The organism is Cellulomonas sp. EB106-03-03-XG116 (genome assembly GCF_058792015.1).
This window is the reverse complement of the sequence record NZ_JBYTEP010000030.1, coordinates 14,385-31,559: the sequence shown is the minus strand read 5'-3', so window position 1 is coordinate 31,559 and position 17,175 is coordinate 14,385. Positions and strand designations below refer to the sequence as shown.

Annotated in this window: 11 protein-coding genes; 2 read left to right on the top strand and 9 right to left on the bottom strand. The window is 75.6% G+C overall.

Annotation, left to right across the window (positions count from 1 at the left end):
* Window positions 1-2 precede the first annotated feature (2 nt).
* The 9 genes from AC3WUG_RS12275 to AC3WUG_RS12235 all read right to left on the bottom strand — a co-directional run bounded on the left by AC3WUG_RS12275 (window position 3) and on the right by AC3WUG_RS12235 (window position 13,471).
* The gene (locus AC3WUG_RS12275; RefSeq protein WP_492327913.1) at window positions 3-1,583 is read right to left on the bottom strand and encodes a Na+/H+ antiporter; all 1,581 of its coding nucleotides are present in this window, start codon (window positions 1,581-1,583) and stop codon (window positions 3-5) included.
* A 100-nt stretch (window positions 1,584-1,683) separates the two neighbouring features.
* Window positions 1,684-3,207, bottom strand: coding sequence for a glycoside hydrolase family 1 protein (locus AC3WUG_RS12270; protein ID WP_492327912.1), 1,524 nt, complete (start codon window positions 3,205-3,207; stop codon window positions 1,684-1,686).
* The gene (locus AC3WUG_RS12265) at window positions 3,204-5,783 is read right to left on the bottom strand and encodes a glycoside hydrolase family 2 protein (protein WP_492327911.1); all 2,580 of its coding nucleotides are present in this window, start codon (window positions 5,781-5,783) and stop codon (window positions 3,204-3,206) included. Before AC3WUG_RS12265 ends, AC3WUG_RS12270 begins: the two co-directional genes overlap by 4 nt.
* A 56-nt stretch (window positions 5,784-5,839) precedes the next feature.
* Complete coding sequence (locus AC3WUG_RS12260) at window positions 5,840-7,882, bottom strand: beta-galactosidase (RefSeq protein WP_492327910.1); 2,043 nt, start codon at window positions 7,880-7,882, stop codon at window positions 5,840-5,842.
* Window positions 7,875-8,813, bottom strand: coding sequence for an ABC transporter ATP-binding protein (locus tag AC3WUG_RS12255; protein ID WP_492327909.1), 939 nt, complete (start codon window positions 8,811-8,813; stop codon window positions 7,875-7,877). The genes AC3WUG_RS12260 and AC3WUG_RS12255 overlap by 8 nt, the downstream gene beginning before the upstream one ends.
* Entirely contained in the window at window positions 8,813-9,700 is an 888-nt protein-coding gene (locus AC3WUG_RS12250; RefSeq protein WP_492327908.1) for an ABC transporter ATP-binding protein, read from the bottom strand. The genes AC3WUG_RS12255 and AC3WUG_RS12250 overlap by 1 nt, the downstream gene beginning before the upstream one ends.
* The gene (locus tag AC3WUG_RS12245) at window positions 9,700-10,710 is read right to left on the bottom strand and encodes an ABC transporter permease (RefSeq protein ID WP_492327907.1); all 1,011 of its coding nucleotides are present in this window, start codon (window positions 10,708-10,710) and stop codon (window positions 9,700-9,702) included. The genes AC3WUG_RS12250 and AC3WUG_RS12245 overlap by 1 nt, the downstream gene beginning before the upstream one ends.
* A 12-nt stretch (window positions 10,711-10,722) precedes the next feature.
* A complete protein-coding gene (locus tag AC3WUG_RS12240) occupies window positions 10,723-11,712 on the bottom strand; it encodes an ABC transporter permease (protein ID WP_147794172.1) in 990 nt (329 codons plus the stop codon).
* A 43-nt stretch (window positions 11,713-11,755) separates the two neighbouring features.
* The gene (locus AC3WUG_RS12235) at window positions 11,756-13,471 is read right to left on the bottom strand and encodes an ABC transporter substrate-binding protein (protein WP_492327906.1); all 1,716 of its coding nucleotides are present in this window, start codon (window positions 13,469-13,471) and stop codon (window positions 11,756-11,758) included.
* 120 nt (window positions 13,472-13,591) lie between these two features.
* Between AC3WUG_RS12235 and AC3WUG_RS12230 the strand changes: the two genes are divergently transcribed.
* Both AC3WUG_RS12230 and AC3WUG_RS12225 read left to right on the top strand, forming a co-directional pair.
* Window positions 13,592-14,911: an ROK family protein gene (locus tag AC3WUG_RS12230; protein WP_492327905.1), complete on the top strand. Its 1,320-nt coding sequence runs from the start codon at window positions 13,592-13,594 to the stop codon at window positions 14,909-14,911.
* A gap of 38 nt (window positions 14,912-14,949) precedes the next feature.
* Window positions 14,950-17,124, top strand: a complete 2,175-nt coding sequence (locus AC3WUG_RS12225) for an alpha-galactosidase (RefSeq protein ID WP_492327904.1) — start codon at window positions 14,950-14,952, stop codon at window positions 17,122-17,124.
* Window positions 17,125-17,175 lie beyond the last annotated feature (51 nt).

Sequence of the window (17,175 nt, the reverse complement as noted above, 5' to 3'; positions counted from 1 at the left end):
GCTCACTCCGCGGAGAGCGCGCCGCGGGTGAGCCGGACCTCCTCCGCGTCGAGCTGGGCCTGCACCTCGCGCAGCACGATGTCGTCGATCCTCCGCTCGTCGCGCAGCCGCACCACCGCCGCGCGCTTGTGCGCGAGCACCGCCAGCCGGAGCGCGTCGAAGTCGGCCTCGCGCGGGCGGCCGTCGTCGGCGGGCCCGTCGCCGGCCTCCGCCAGCGCCTCCGCGTGCATCCGGTACTCCGCCTCGAGCTTGGTGACGACCTTGCCGTTCAGCCCGAGCCGCGCCGCCTCGGCCGGGAGGGCGTCCAGCGCGGCCCGGGTCGCCACCTTCTCCGCGTGGTGCCGCTCGCTCTCGACGCCGTCGTCGACGGGGAGCCGGGCCCAGCGGACGACCGCCGGCAGCGTGAGCCCCTGGAGCAGCAGCGTCGCCAGGATCACGCCGCCGGTGATGAAGATGATGACGTCGCGTCCGGGGAAGGGCGCGCCGTCCCCGGTGGTCTCGGGCACGCCCAGGGCCGCGGCCAGCGACACCGCACCGCGGAACCCCGCCCACGCCCCGGGCATCCGGTGCCGCCAGGACACCCGCCGGGTGCGCTGCACCGGGCGGCGGTCGAGCGCGCGGACGATGTACGGCGTCGTGTGGAACCACAGCATCCGGGTGCCGATCACCGCGCCGAACGCGGCGGCGGTCCAGCCCACGGCCTCGGGGAGCCGGGCGGAGGTCAGGCCGTCGGCGGCGGTGACGAGCTGCATGCCGACGAGCACGAACAGCGCGCCGTTGAGCACGTGGCTGACCACCGCCCAGAACGACTGCGACTGCACCCGGGCGGCGGCGGGGATGAGGCGCGGCCCGCTCTGGCTGATGAGCAGGCCGGCGACGACCACGGCGAGGACGCCGGACGCCTCCACGAGCTCCGCGAGCAGGAACGCGGCGAACGGGGTCAGCACGCTGATCACGCTCTGCTGGATCGCCTCGTGCATCCGCTCGCGCAGCTGGACCGCCAGCCACCACACCACCACCCCCGCGGCCGCGCCGCCGAGGTAGGAGATCGTGAACCGCCCCGCCAGGTAGCCGCCCGTGACCGGCTCGGCGACGGCGTGCACCGCGATCGCGTAGATCACCAGGGCGGTGCCGTCGTTGACCAGGCTCTCCGCGCGCAGGGTGGTGAGGGTGCGGCGCGGCATCCCGCGGGCGACCCCGGCCACGGCGGTGGCGTCGGTCGGCGCGAGCACGCCGCCGAGGATCCACGCCGGGCCCCACGGCATCCCGAGGGCGTGCAGGACGACCGCCACGACGCCCGCGGTCACCACCACGAGCAGGACGCTGGACAGCACGATCACCCGCAGGTTCGCGCGGATCTCGCGCAGCGACGTCGTCAGGCTCTCCCAGTAGAGCAGCGCGGGCAGCACCACCAGCAGCACCAGCTCCGGCGGCACCGTGAGCCCGCGGAACGCGGGGAGGAACCCGAGGGCGACCCCGAGGACGAGCAGGACCAGCGGCGGCGCGACGCCGAGCCGGCGCCCCAGGGCGGTTCCGGCCAGGAGCGCGAGCAGCACGACGACGATGAGCTCCAGCGTGAGCACGGTGCCTCCTGCGGCGGGCGGGCACCGGTCGCCCAGGGGGCGGCCGGGTGGGACGGCACGAGGATGCTCGCGCCGCCCCGACCCGGCAAGAGGGGGCGGCTCAGCCGGGGCCGGCGCCCGCCCCGGCCCCGGCGCCCGCCGCGGTGCCCGCGCTCGCACCGACGGCCACCGCGCCGGCCACCGGCGGCAGCACGCCCGTGGTCGCGAGCCGCCGGTACCAGTGCCCCGAGTCCTTCACGGTGCGGGCCATCGTGGCGTAGTCGACGTGCACGATCCCGAACCGGCGCTCGTACCCGTACGCCCACTCGAAGTTGTCCAGCAGCGACCACGCGAAGTAGCCGCGGACGTCCGCCCCGGCGTCCAGCGCCGCGCCCACCGCCTCGACATGAGCGTGCAGGTAGGCGACGCGGTCGGCGTCGTGCACGCCCCCGTCGGGCGCGACGACGTCGGGGTACGCGGCCCCGTTCTCGGTGACGTGCAGCGGGAGGTCCGGGCGGCGCCGGTGCAGGTCGACCAGCAGCTCGGTCAGCCCGGACGGGTCGACGACCCAGCCCATCGCGGTCCGCGGGCCCGGCTGGTGCCGCCAGCGGACGCCCTCGACGAGGTTGGCGGGCGGCCGGGTCGCGCCCGCGGGCGACGCCGCCTGCACGTCGGCCTCCCCGGCCGCGGCGTCCCCGGTCCCGGGCGCCGGCCCGGTCCCGGCCGTGTCCGCGCCGACCAGCGCGGTCGTGTAGTAGTTCACCCCGAGCGCGTCCAACCGCGACCGCACCAGGTCCAGGTCCCCGTCGCGCACGAACGACCAGTCGGTCAGGTGCGCGGTCTCCGCGACGACCTCCTCCGGGTAGGTGCCGTCGAGCAGCGGCCCGAGGAACACCTCGTTCGCCACCCGGTCGAGCCGCGCCTTCGCGGCCACGTCCGCGGGCGCCGCCGACGCGGCCCGGTTCACCTGGAGGTTCAGCGTGATCGCCACCGGCGCCGCGTCCCCCGCGGCGGCGCGGACCGCGCGGGCGCCGAGCCCGTGCGCGAGGTTGAGCGTGTGCACCGCGGCCAGCGCCCGAGCGGGGTCCTGCACGCCGGGCGCGTGCTCGCCGGACGCGTACCCGAGGTAGGCGGAGCACCACGGCTCGTTGAGCGTGGTCCACAGCGCGACGCGGTCGCCGAGCGCGCCCGCGACGAGGCCCGCGTAGTCGGCGAACCGCCACGCGGTGTCCCGCGCGGGCCAGCCGCCGGCGTCCTCCAGCGCCTGGGGCAGGTCCCAGTGGTAGAGCGTGACGACGGGGTCGATGCCGTGCGCGAGCAGGGTGTCGGCCAGCCGCCGGTAGAAGTCCAGCCCGGCCTGGTTGGCCGGTCCGCGCCCGGTCGGCTGCACGCGGGGCCACGCGACCGAGAACCGGTAGGCACCAAGCCCGAGGTCGGCCATCAGCGCGACGTCGTCGGCGAACCGGCGGTAGTGGTCGGTGCCGAGGTCGCCGGTGTGGCCGCCGAGCACGGCGCCGGGCGTCCGGGAGAACGTGTCCCAGATCGACGGGCCGCGGCCGTCCGCGTCCGTCGCGCCCTCCACCTGGTACGCGGCCGTGGCCGCGCCCCAGACGAACCCGTCCGGGAACCGGCGTGCCCCGCTCACCGGGCCGCCTCGAGGTCGGCCTCGAGGTCGGGCTCGCCCGCGAGCGGCTCGCCGGCGAGCGGCACGCCCCGCAGGTCGTTCGCCGACCGCAGCACCGGCGCGGACGTCAGGTCGGCCAGGTCGAGCACGGCGTCCGTCGTCACGTGGAACGTCGCCCGCTCGCCCGCCAGCAGCGTGACCAGCGCGTCGTCGACGAGCGCGTCCGCCGCGAGCCGGTCGGCGTGCAGCGTGACGTCGGCCGCGTAGGACCGGGCGACGACCTCGACCCGGTAGCCGCCGGGCTCGCGCGCGGCCGTGGCCCGCACCGCGCCCGGGTCGAGGCGGAGGTCGACGTCCTCGACGAACGCGTGCGTCGCCCGCCGCTCGGAGCCGCCGTCCGGCAGCCGCGCCGCGAGCACCTCGCCCGCCGGGTCGCGGGGCGTGGCGAGGTCCGCCGGCAGCGGCACGACGGCCACCGACCGCGGCTCGACCGCCACCGGCAGGCCGGCCGCCGCCGCCGTGACGCCGCCGAGCGTCTCCCGGCGCAGGTGGGCGGTGCCGGCCCAGGGCTCGTCGGTGTCGTTGGTCGCGACCAGCACGACCCCGCCGTCGCGCTCGGCCAGGAACAGCGTGCGCGGGGCGCCCGCCGCGCGCAGGGCGTACCAGAGCGGCTTGGGCCGCTCGGCGGAGTCGACGGCGGCCCAGGACGTGACCGGCCAGCAGTCGTTGAGCTGCCAGACGATCCAGCCCGCGGTGCGCGGCCACCAGGCGCGGTAGTGCTCGACCGCGTGCCGGACGGCGCGCGCCTGGTTGAGCTGGGCCGCCCAGTGCCAGTCGGCGAAGTCGCGCGGGACGCCCAGGTGCGGCGCCATGCCGCGGTCGAGCTTGCCGTTGCCGTCCTCGGCCTTCTGATGCACGAGGAACACCGGGTCCTCCTGCGGCAGGCGGGCGTCGGCGAGCGGGCCGCCGTCGACGGCGTGCACCCAGTCGACGAGCGTGCGCCAGGCCGGCGGGCCCTGGAACCCGAACTCCGAGCAGAACCGCGGGATCTCCGAGCGGTAGACCGTGTAGTCGACCCGGTTCCACACCTCCCACTGGTGGTGCGTGCCGCGGTCGGGGTCGTTGGGGTGCACGTCCTCGGGGTCGCGGCGCGGGGTGAACGGGCTGTTGGTGGCGTACGGGCGGGTCGGGTCCAGCTCCGCCAGCACGGCGGGGAACAGCTCCTCGGCGTACCACCGGCCCCAGGTCGCGTCGCCGAGCTGCGCCTTCCAGCCCCAGTCCTCGTGGCCCCAGACGTTCTCGTTGCCGCCGTTCCACAGCACCAGGGACGGGTGCGGCATCAGCCGCACGACGTTCTCCCGCGCCTCCGCCTCGATCTCGGAGCGCAGCGGCTCCTCCTCCGGGTACGCCGCGCAGGCGAGCAGGAAGTCCTGCCAGACCAGCAGGCCGCGCTCGTCGCACGCCTCGTAGAAGTCCTCGGACTCGTAGACCCCGCCGCCCCAGACCCGCAGCAGGTTGAGGTGCGCGTCGGCCGCCTGGTCGAGCCGGCGCGCCAGGCGCTCGCGGGTGATCCGGGTCAGGAGGTGGTCGTCGGGGATCCAGTTCGCCCCGCGCACGGCGACCGGGCGGCCGTTGACCACGAGCGTGAACCGGGTGCCGTGCTCGTCGTCGGCGGTGTCGAGGGTGACGGACCGGAAGCCGACCCGGCGGCGCCAGGTGTCCAGCGCCGCGCGGTCGTCGCCGTCGGCCGCCGCCAGCGTCACGTCCAGGTCCGCCAGCGGCTGCTCGCCGTGCCCGACCGGCCACCACACCGGGGCGCCCGGGACCGCGAGCTCGACGGCCGCCGCGGAGTCGCCCGCCGGCACGGTCACCGAGGCCGACACCCCCAGCACCGCCGCGCGGACGGTCAGCGCGGCGTCCGGGACCAGCCCCGACCGCTCCACGTCCACGTGCACCGCGACCCGGCCGGTGCCGTCGGCATCGAGCGTGACCAGCGGCCGCACCCGGGCCAGCCGGGCCACCGACCAGCGCTCGACGCGCACGGGCTTCCACAGCCCGGCGGTGCGCAGGTCCGGGCCCCAGTCCCAGCCGAACGAGCACGCCATCTTGCGGACGAAGTTGTACGGCACCGGGCTGTACGCCGAGGGGCGGTCGCCCAGGGCGTCCCGCACCTCGTCGGCGTACGCGGTGGCGGACCGCAGGTCGACGGTCAGCGCGCGCGGGGCCCGATCCGCCAGGTCCCGGACGTCGTACCGGTACGACCGGTGCATGTTCGCGGTCGTCCCGAGCACTCGCCCGCCGAGCGCCACGGTGCCCACGGTGTCGACGCCCTCCAGCACGAGGTCGACCCGCTCGCCGTCCGCGGCGGGCTCCAGCACGAGCGCCCGCTCGTACCGCCAGTCCGTGCCGTGGAACCAGCGCACGGACTCCTCGTGCGCGTCCAGGTACGGGTCCGGGATGAGGCCGGCGGCCAGGAGGTCGGTGTGCACGGAGCCGGGCACCTCGGCGGCGAGCGCGCCCGCGGCGAGGACGGCGTCGGGCACGGGGCCGGCGGTGGCGGTGACGGTCCAGCCGTCGGCGAGGGTGTGGTGCTGCACGGGTGCTCCCGGGTGTCGCAGGGGTGGCTCAGGGTGGCGCAGGGGTGTCGCAGGTGTCAGCGGCGCTCGCGGACGACGCGCACGCCGCCCGCCGGCACGGTGGTGACGGGCCCGACCTCCGCGCCGGTCAGCAGGTCGGTCCCGGACGCGGTGGCCGTGCGGTCCGCGTCGGTGTGGTTGAGCAGGAACAGGTAGGACGACCCGGCGCCGACGCGGCGGACCGCCTCGACGCCGGGGTCGGCCTCGGCGGTGCGCGGCAGCCCGGCCTCCTCGACGAGCAGGGCGGCGACCCGGTCGACGGCCGCGCGGGGCAGCGCCGCCCCGACGTACCAGGCGGCCCCGCCGTCGCCGACGGAGCGGCGGGTCACCGCCGGGCCGCCCGCCAGCGACGACGCCGCGTACCGGACGACCGCCTCGGCGCCGTCGAGCTCGACCCGCTCGGTCCAGTCCGCGACCTCGGTGCCGTCGTCCAGCCGGACGCGCTCGCCGGCCTGCAGCGGGTAGAACTCGTCGGTCCACGCGCCGAGCACGTCCTGCAGGGCGCCCAGCCCGGGCCGGACCCGGCCGGTCGGCTCGCAGACGCCGGACAGGTAGGTGACCAGCAGCGTCCCGCCGCGTTCCGGCACGGCGCGCAGCCGGTCCGCCTCCGCGTCGGACAGCACCTGCAGCGTCGGCACCAGCACCAGGTCGTAGCCGGCCAGGTCGGTCCCGGGCGGCACGACGTCGCAGAGCACCTGCCGCTCCCACAGGGCGCGGTGCCAGGTGCGCAGCTCGCGCCCGTACCGCAGCGCCCGGTGCGGGGTCAGCCCGTGCTGCAGCGCCCAGCCGGCCGGGTCGTCGACGACCATCGCGGCGCGGGCGGGCTCGACCACCGTGCCCTGCACCTCGGCCAGGGCCCGGAGGTCGCGCCCGAGGGCGACGACCTCCCGCCAGATCCGGGACCGGGTCCCGGAGTGCGGCACCATCGCGGAGTGGAACTGCTCGGCCCCGGCGGTCGAGGCGCGCCACTGGAAGAACAGCGCGCCGTCGGAGCCCCGCGCCACGTGCGCGAGGGCGTTCCGGGCGATCTCGCCGGGGTCCTTCGCGCGGTTGCGCTGCTGCCAGGACGGCGCGCCGGTGGAGTGCTCCATGAGCAGCCACGGCCGGCGACCCGCCGACATCCCGCGCATCCGGTCGCCGGCGAACGCGAGGTCCTGCTCCCGGTCGGGGTCGTCGACCAGCGTGTAGTGGTCGTTCGCCACCACGGCGGTGTGCGGGGCCCAGGACGCGTAGTCGACGACCTGCGCGCCGGGGCCGACCATCATGTTCGTCGTGACGGGGGCGTCGGAGTGCCGCTCGAGCACCTCCTTCTCGGCGAGGTAGTGCGCGAGCAGCGCGTCCGAGGAGTACCGCTCGTAGTCGAGGTAGAGCCCGGGGTTCGGGGCACCGTGCTTCCCGCGCGGCGGCAGGATCTCGTCCCACGCGCCGAACCGGTGCCCCCACTGCGCCGTGCCCCACGCCGCGTTCACCGCGTCCAGGGACCCGTACCGCGCGCGCAGCCAGTCCCGGAACGCCGCGGCCGACACGTCGCAGTAGCACCGCGCGTTGCCGCCGCCGAGCTCGTTGCTCACGTGCCACAGCCGCACGGCGGGGTGCCGGCCGTACCGCTCCGCCAGCGCCTCGACGTACCGCAGGGCGTACCGCCGGAACACCGCGCTGCTCGGGCACCACGCCAGCCGGCCGCCGGGTGGCTGCTGGTACAGGTCCGCGTCGTACGGCAGCACCTCGGGGTGCGCGGTGTGCAGCCACGACGGCGGGGCGGCGGTCGGGGTGGCCAGGTCGATCGCGATGCCGTGCGCGTGCAGCAGCGCGACCGCGTCGTCGAACCAGCTCCAGTCGAAGACGCCGTCGGCGGTCTCGACCAGGCCCCAGGAGAACACCCCGAGGGTGACCAGGTTGACCCCGGCCTCGCGCATCAGGGCGACGTCCTCGTCCCAGACCGCGCGGGGCCACTGCTCGGGGTTGTAGTCGCCGCCGAACGCGAGGCCGTCGACCAGGTGGACCGGCGGGGGTGCGGCGGCGGGCGGCGGCGGGACGACCGCGCTGACGAACTCAGGCACGCGCGCGCTCCTTCGCGACCGACGACGCGGCGACGGCCGCGGCCTCCGCCTCGTCGATCGGCACCCACGCCCCGAGCGTGTGGTCGTAGCAGACGGAGTTGTCGATGCCGTCGCGCGCCACGGCGGTGTCGCCCTCGCGCCCGACGCTGCCGACCCGGTCCGGGTCGGGCGCGGCCATCGCGAGCAGCTTCGTGTAGTCGTGGTGCGGGTCGAGGATCACGGCGTCCGCCGGCCCGCGCTCCACCACCCGGCCGCGGTACAGCACGAGGATCTCGTCGGAGAAGTGCCGCGCGGTCGCCAGGTCGTGCGTGATGTAGAGGACCGCGAGGTTGTCCTCCCGCTGCAGCCGGCCGAGCAGGTTGAGCACCCCGAGCCGGATGGACACGTCGAGCATCGACACCGGCTCGTCGGCGATGAGCACCTGCGCGCCCGGGGCGAGCGCCCGGGCGATCGCGACGCGCTGCCGCTGCCCGCCGGACAGCTCGTGCGGGCGGCGTGCGGCCATGTCCTCCGCGGGGTGCAGGTTGACCCGCTCCAGCATCTCCAGCACCCGGGCGTGGGTGGACGCCGCGTCGTGGGTGCGGCGGTGGATCCGCAGCGGGCGGGCCACGTGGTGCTCGACGGAGTGGAACGGGTTCAGGGACGCGAACGGGTCCTGGAACACCATCTGCACGTGCCGCTGGTAGACGGAGCCCATCACGGGCGTCCGGTCGTCCAGCTGCACCTCGATCCGCCCGGCGGACGGCTTCTCCATCCGGGTGAGCAGCTTGGCGATCGTCGACTTCCCGGAGCCCGACTCGCCGACCAGGGCGACGGTGCGCCGGGGCACCAGGTCGAACGACACCCGGTCGACCGCGCGCAGGGTGCTGCGGCGCAGGCCGGAGCGCAGGGCGTAGTCCTTGGTCAGGTTGGTGACGTGCACGCTGGTCATCAGGCCTCCTCGGGGTCGACGCCGTCGCGGATGAACGCGCCGCGCTCGCCGGACAGGCTCGGGAACGACCCGAGCAGCCGGCGGGTGTACGGGTGGGCGGGGGAGCGGTGCAGCTGCGTCGCGGTCTCCAGCTCGACGATCTCGCCGGCGAGCATCACCGCGATCCGGTCGCTGATCTCCAGCAGCAGGGGCAGGTCGTGGGTGATGAACACGACCGCGAAGTCGAGCTCGTCCCGGAGCCGGACGATCTCCCGGAGGATCTCCCGCTGCACCACCACGTCGAGGGCGGTGGTCGGCTCGTCCATGATCATGATCTGCGGCTCGAGCAGCATCGCCATCGCGATCATCACCCGCTGCCGCATCCCGCCGGACAGCTCGTGCGGGTAGGACCGCAGCCGGCCGGGGTCGACGCCGACCCGGGTCAGCACCTCGGCGGACCGCGCCCTGCGCTGGGTCCGCGACATCGAGGAGTGCGCCCGCAGGGTGTCGTCGAGCTGCGACCCGATCGTGCGGACCGGGTTGAGCGAGTTCATCGCGCCCTGGAACACCATCGACAGCTGCGACCAGCGGAACCGGCGCAGCGGCTCGTCGTCGAGGCCGAGCAGGTCGACGTCGCCGCCGTCCCGGTCGTGGAACACGACCGAGCCGGACGCGATCCGGGCCGGCGGCTGGTGCAGCCGGTTGATGGCGTACGCCAGAGTCGTCTTGCCGCAGCCGGACTCGCCGGCCAGGCCGAGGATCTCGCCGCGGCCGAGCTGCAGGCTCGCGCCCCTGACGGCGGTGACGGGCTCCTCGACGTCGTAGACGACGGTGAGGTCGGTGACGGTGAGCACGGGGCGGCGCGCGGGCGCCGCGGCGTGCGGGACGCGGTCGGTGAGCGTGGTCATCAGGCGGCCTTCCTGGCGACGCGGGCGGCCGCCTTCGCGCGACGGCGGGCGGTGCGGGCGTTCTTCAGGCGGGGGTTGATGATCTCGTCGATCGAGAAGTTGACCAGGGACAGCCCCATGCCGAACAGCGCGATGACGAGGCCGGGCGGGACGAACCACCACCAGGCGCCGAGCGGGAGGGCGAAGCCGTTCTGCGCGTAGAACAGCATCGTGCCGAGGGTCGAGGCGTTCGAGGCGCCGAGGCCGAGGAACGACAGGCCCGCCTCGCCGAGGATCGCCGCGATCACCGCGTACACGAACTGCGACGCGAGCACCGGGAGCAGGTTCGGCAGGATCTCCACGCCGATGACCCGCCACGGCTTCTCGCCCGACAGCCGGGACGCGGCCACGTAGTCGCGCGACCGCACCGACAGGGTCTGCGCGCGCAGCACCCGGGCGGACGCCGCCCACGACGTCAGGGCGAGCACCACCGCGATCGTCCACAGCCCGCGGCTCTCCCGGGGCACGAAGCCCGAGATCACGATGACCAGCGGCAGGCCGGGGATCACCAGGAACACGTTCGACAGCAGGGAGAACCCTTCGTCCGCCGCGCCGCCCAGGTAGGCGCCGTAGATCCCGAAGAACGCCGACAGCAGCGTGGCGAGCACGCCGACCATGAGGCCGATCTGCAGCGAGCCGCGGGTGGCGTAGGCCAGCTGGGCGAGCACGTCCTGGCCGGTCTGGGTGGTGCCGAGCCAGTGCTCCGCCGACGGCGGGGCCAGGCCGACGTCGGAGATCGCGTCGGGGTCGCCGACCAGGTACGGCCCGACCACGCCGAGCAGCACCACCCCGACGATCAGCACGAGGCCGGTGGCGAGCCACGGGGTCATGGTCGGCAGCAGCATCCGCCACGCGGGGCGGGCGCGGGTCCCCGTCGGGCGGGGTTCGGGCGCGTCGGTCGGTGCGGTGGTCTCGACGGGCCCGCCGGGCCCCTCGACGGCCACCTGCACGTCCGGTCCGATGTTCGTCATCGCCGGCTCCCCTCAGCCCTTCGCGCGGGTGCGCGGGTCGATGAGGCCGTACAGCAGGTCGACGACGAGGTTCGCGCCGAGCACGGCCAGGGTGATGAACAGGAACACGCCCTGCATGAGCGCGTAGTCGTTGTTGGTGACCGCGGCGAGCAGCCGGGACCCGATGCCGGGATAGGAGAACACCTGCTCGGTGACCACGGACCCGGAGACGACGAAGCCCAGCGAGATGGCGAACCCGGCGACGGACGGCAGCACGGCGTTGCGGGCGGCGTAGTTCCGCATCACCTGCCCGTGCGGCAGGCCCTTGGCGCGCGCGGTGAGGACGTAGTCCTCGGACAGCGTCGACACCATCATGTTGCGCATCCCGAGCAGCCAGCCGCCGATCGACGCGACCACGATGGTCAGCGCGGGCACGAAGCCGTACTCGATCGCCGAGCCGATGAACTCGGGCGACCAGCCGGGGTCGAGCACGACGTCGTAGCCGCCCTGCGACGGGAACCAGCCGAGCACCCGGGACAGCAGGTAGACCAGCACCAGCGCGAGCCAGAAGTACGGCACCGCGGCGAGCAGCGTGGTCAGCGGCACCGCCGAGTCCAGCCAGGTGCCGGGCCGCCAGCCGACGAACGCGCCGAGCAGCACGCCGATGGTCGCCGCGAGCACCGTGGCGATGCCGACCAGCACGACGGTCCACGGCATCGACGTGCCGATGACCTCGCTGACCGGGGTCGGGAAGTAGGTGACCGAGACGCCGAGGTCGCCGTGCAGCAGGTTCGACAGGTAGGTGCCGTACTGCTGCAGCAGGGAGTCGGTGGTGTCGCCGCCGAGCAGGGCGGAGTACGCCTCCCGGGTCTCGGGGGTGACCGTCCCGCCGCGCTGCTGGAGCTTGGCCAGCAGGATGTCGACCGGGTTGCCCGGGAGCAGGCGGGGGATGAGGAAGTTCAGGGTGACGGCGGCCCACAGGGCGACCGCGTAGAAGCCGAGCTTGCGCAGGACGTAGTTCACGTCGCGACCCTTCCGACGGCGGGGGAGACCGGCCCGGGTCGCCTCAGCCGGCCGCCGGCTCCAGGCGCTTGAAGATCTCCGCGGCGTCGAACGCGGACCACACCGCCGGGAAGGCGTACATGTCGTCCTCGGTCGGCCAGCCGGTGAACCCGCCGACGTTCCACTCGCTCGTGGTGCCGCCGGTGAGGATCGGGATGTACGGCATGTCCTCGACGACCGCGGCCTGGATCGCGTCGAAGTACGGCTGCCGGGCCTCGGCGTCGTCCAGCGGCATGGTCTTCAGGGACTCGAGCGCGGCATCCACGTCCGGGTTGGCGTACCGGGAGTAGTTGTTGCCCGCGGCCTCGCCGACCGGGGCGCCCGTCGCCGACGAGAAGAAGTACGTGTACAGGTAGTACGGGTCGGGCGCCGGGCCCTGCCACAGCGAGTCGATCGCCAGCTGGAAGTTGCCCTGCGTCCGGCGCTCGGTCCACTCGTTCCACGACGACTGCGCGGTCTGCACGTCGATGCCGGCGGCCTTGGCCTGCTGCGCGATCGTCTGCACGGCGGTGATGTAGTCGGTCCAGCCGGTGACGACCTCGACCGTCACGGTGAGCCGCTCGCCGTCCTTGGCGTAGATGCCGTCGGAGCCCTTGGCCCAGCCGGCGGCCTCGAGCACCGCGGCGGCGCCCTCGGGGTCGGCCTTCTCGGGGGCGACCGGCTCCTCGACGTCGGCCGAGATGGTGGCCTCCTGCGTGGAGGTCAGGGCGAACGTCGGCGAGATCTCGGACGCGGTCTCCTCGAACGCGAGCTGGTTGAGCTGGGTGCGGTCCATCGCGAGGTACAGCGCGTGTCGGACGGCGGGGTCGGTCTGCGGGCCGGAGCAGCCGAGCTCGACGCTGGAGCAGGTCGCGAGCACCATCTGGTTCTGCGCGGCGGTCAGCGTGTCGTAGCCGGGGAAGTTCTCGGCGACGTTCTGGATGTCCGGCACCGGGCCGGTCTGCCAGTCGATGGTCCCGTTCGCGATCCCGTCGGCGCCCGCGGTGTTGCCGGACAGGGACAGGAACCGGATGGTCTTCACGGCCGGCTCGCCGCCCCAGTAGTCGGGGTTCGCGGTGTAGGTGAACGCCTGCGGCTTGAAGTCGCCGAGCACGTACGCGCCGGTGCCGACCGGGTCCTCGACCACGTCGGCGGTCGGGTCGACGTCCGCCCACAGGTGCTCGGGGACGATCGGCACCCCGGACAGCACGTCGGGGCCCTGCACGAACGCGGGCGCCTCGAACGTGAACGTCACGTGGGTGTCGTCGGCCGCGGTCGCGGTCCCCGCGTAGCCGACGTTGTTGATCGCCGGGGTGCTCGCGAGCAGGTCGTAGGTGAACACGACGTCGTCGGCGGTGAACGGCTCGCCGTCGGACCAGGTGACGTCGTCGCGGAGCGTGACCTGCAGCTCGGTGCCGTCGTCGTTCCAGGCGTACTCGGTGCCGAGCAGCGGCACCGGGTCGGACTCGGCGGCCTTGTTGATGAAGAACAGCTGCTCGTAGATCGCGCCGAGCCCGCCGATCCGGGACGGGGAGAACGGGTTGAAGTTGACCTGGTAGTCGCCGGACTGGCCGGTGTAGGCGACGAGCGTGCTGCCGTCGCCCGAGGCGCCGGTGCTGCCCGAGCCGCCGCCGTCGCCGCCGCTGCACGCGGCGAGGAGGGCGAGCGTCGCGGCGCCGGCGACGAGCGGGACGACGCGGCGGGCGCGGCGCCGGTGCGTGCGTGCTGACCTGAGGAACATCGCTGGTCCTTTCCACCCGTCGCGGCCGACGGTCTGGTCGTGGCCGCGTCGTCGCGGCCCGGGGAAACGCAGGCATATCGTTACGTGCTTAAATTAAGCATGTCAAGATATGGTCGGGACATGCGAGCACCTCGTGCCGCGACCGGGGCGCTCGTCCTCGACCTGATCCGCACGCACGGCACGGTCAGCAGGGTCGAGCTCGCCGACCGGTCCGGGCTCACCGCGGCGACCATCACGCACGTCGTGCGCGACCTCATGGGCGAGGGCCTCGTGCACGAGGTCGGCCGGGTCACCGGCGGCGTCGGCTCGCCCCGGCGGCTGCTGGAGCTGGACGCCGGCGCGTGGTTCGCCGTGGGCGTGCAGCTCGACCGGTGCGCGAGCAGCGTCGTCGTCACCGACTTCGCGGGACGCCGGGTCGCGTCCACCGGCGTCCGCGGCGTGGGCCGGGGCGCGCCCGACGACACGCTGCCGGTGCTCGCACGGCACATCGACCTGCTGCTGGCCGGGGCGGGCATCCCGCGCGACCGGGTGCTCGGCGTCGGGCTGGTCACCCACGGGCCCCAGGACCGCGCGGCCGGCGCCGTGCTCACGGGGCAGCCGACGCCGGAGTGGCGGGACTACCCCCTCACCGGCACGCTCGCCCGGCTGCTCGGGCTGCCGGTGCTGCTGGAGAACGACGCGACCGCCGCGGCCGTGGGCGAGCAGTGGGTCGGGGCCCTCGACGTCGACACCTTCGGCGTGCTCTACATGGCGACCGGTGTGGGCGGGGGCGTGATCGCGGGGTCCGAGGTGTACCGCGGCGGCACCGCCAACCCGGTCGAGATCGGGCACGTCCCGGTCGACCCCGCGGGACCCGCGTGCGCGTGCGGCAACCGGGGGTGCGTGGAGGTGCTCGCGGGCCCCGGGGCGGTGGTCGCCGCCGCGCTGCGGGACGGTGCGCTCGCGGTCCGGCTCGGGCTGACCGGCGGGGCGGACGCGGTGCTCGCCGACTTCCAGCGGGTGGCGCGGGCCGCGGTCGCGGGCGACGCGGCGTGCGCGGCGCTGCTGGCGGCGTCCGCCCGGCACCTCGGCACCGCGGCCGTGACGCTGATGAACCTGTTCGACCTCGATACCGTGGTGCTCGCCGGGCCCGCGTTCGGCGTCGCCGGGCCGCTGTACGTCGCGGGGGTGCAGGCGGTGGTCGACGCCGGGGCGCTCGCGCGGCTGCTGCGGCCCGTGCGGGTGCGGCTGTCCCGCGACGTGCGGGTGTCCGCGGCGGTGGGCGGGGCGCTGGTGGTGCTGCGGTCGCCGCTCGGGCGGCCGGGGGTGGCGGCGGCGGGGGTGTCGGCTGCGGTCGGTGCGCCTGGTGCGCCGGGTGCGCCCGCCTCGTCGCACGCGCGCGCCGCGCCCGCCGCGGCCCCGCGGCCCGCCGCCCCCGCCGCCCCGCCCCTCCCCGTGTAGACCCGTCTGACCCGACCGTCCGACTCGAAGGAGAGCCCGTGACCGACCCGACCCCCACCCCCGCGACCGACCCGGCGTCCTGGACCCTGCTCCGCCGCGACGGCGTCGCCGTCGTCCTGGCCCACCCGCGCGACGGCCTGCCCGAGGTGCAGCACTGGGGCGCCGACCTCGGGCCGCTCGCCCCGGCGGACCTCGCCGGGCTGCGGGCCGCCGCGGACCGGCAGACGCCCCCGGGCACCCTCGACGCCGCCGGGCACCCGTCGCTGCTGCCGCAGGACACCGACGGCTGGCCGGGTCGCCCGGGGCTGCAGCTCGTGCGCGGCGGCGTGCCGCTCACCCCGCGGTGGCGGGCCGAGCCGCCCGCCGCGGACGAGGACGGCCACGCGGTCGAGGTCGTCGCCCGCGACGCCGCCGCCGGGCTGGTGCTGCGCTCGCGGCTGCACCTGGAGCCCGGCGGGCTGCTCGGGGTCGACCACCGGCTGGAGGTGGCGCCGGACGCGCCCGGTCCCGTCGAGGTGCAGGCCCTGGAGGCGGCGCTGCCGGTGCCCACCCGCGCGGACGTGGTCACCACGTTCGCCGGCCGGTGGACCCGGGAGAAGGTGCCGCAGACCGGCCCGCTGCCGCGCGGATCCCTGGCGCGGCAGACCCGGCGCGGCCGCCCGGGCCACGACCACCCGTGGCTGCTGGCCCTGTCCGCCGCGGCGCCGCGCGACCGGGACGGCGAGGTCTGGGCCGTGCACCTCGCGTGGCCCGCGGACGCCACGTACCGCACCGACCGGCTGCCCGACCAGCCGACGCTGCTCGGCGCCGGCGAGCTGCTGCGCGCGGGCGAGGTGCTGCTCGCGCCGGGCGAGGCGTTCGCGGCGCCGACGGCGTGGTTCGCGTGGTCCGGCGCGGGTCTCGACGGCGTGTCCGCGCGGTTCCACACCTTCCTGCGCGCGCGCCCGCAGCACCCCCGCACGGAGCGGCCCCTCGTGCTCAACACCTGGGAGGCGGTCTACTTCGACCACGACCCGGCCACGGTGCTCCGGCTCGCGGAGCGGGCGGCGCGGATCGGCGTCGAGCGGTTCGTGCTGGACGACGGCTGGTTCCTGGCCCGCCGCGACGACACCCGCGGGCTCGGGGACTGGGTGGTGGACCGGGCCGTGTGGCCGGACGGGCTCGGGCCGCTCGCGGAGCGGGTGCACGCGCTCGGCATGCAGTTCGGCCTCTGGTTCGAGCCGGAGATGGTCAGCCTCGACTCCGACCTGGCGCGGGCGCACCCGGACTGGCTGCTGCACGACCCCGACCGGGTCCCCGACCCCGAGGGGCTGTCGTACCGCACCCAGTACGTGCTCGACCTGGCCCGGCCGGAGGCGCGGGAGCACGTCCTGGGCCAGGTCTCGGCCCTGGTGGCGGAGCTCGGGATCGACTTCATCAAGTGGGACCACAACCGCGACCTGGTCGACGCCCGGCACGACGGCCGGCCCGGCGTCGACGCGCAGACCCGGGCGGTCCTGGGCCTGATGGCGGAGCTGAAGGCGCGGCACCCGGGCCTGGAGATCGAGTCCTGCTCCTCGGGCGGCGCGCGCAGCGACCTCGGCGTGCTGGAGGTCGCCGACCGGGTGTGGGCGTCCGACTCCAACGACGCCGTGGAACGGCAGGACATCCAGCGCTGGACCGGGCTGCTGCTGCCGCCGGAGCTCGTCGGCGCGCACGTCGGGCCCCCGACCTCGCACAGCTCGGGCCGGACCCTCGACCTGTCCTACCGGCTGGCGACGAGCCTGATGGGCTCCGCCGGCTTCGAGTGGGACGTGCTGTCCTGCTCGGACGAGGAGGTCGAGGTGCTCACCCGGTTCGCGGGGCTGTACCGGGAGCTGCGGCCGCTCCTGCACACCGGGACCGCCGTGCACGCGGACGTGCGCGACCCGGCGCTCCGGGTGGTGGGCGCGGTGGCGCCGGACGGCTCCGCGGGGGTGTGGACCGTCGCGACCGTCGCCGCGCTGGAGGACGCCCGGCCGGAGCCGGTCCGGCTGCACGGGCTGCGCCCCGACGTGCGGTACCGGGTGCGGGTGCGCGACGAGGTCGGCGCCGCGCGCTGGGGCTGGATCACGCCGCCCTGGCTGGCCGCGGGCGAGGTGACCCTGCCGGGCCGGGTGCTCGGCGAGGTCGGGCTGCAGATCCCCGCGCTGTGGCCGGCGCAGGCGCTGGTGCTGCACGCGACGGCGGTCTGAGGCGGCGGCGCGGCGGGCGGGGGCGGCGGACCGGGGTCGCGCCGCCCCCCG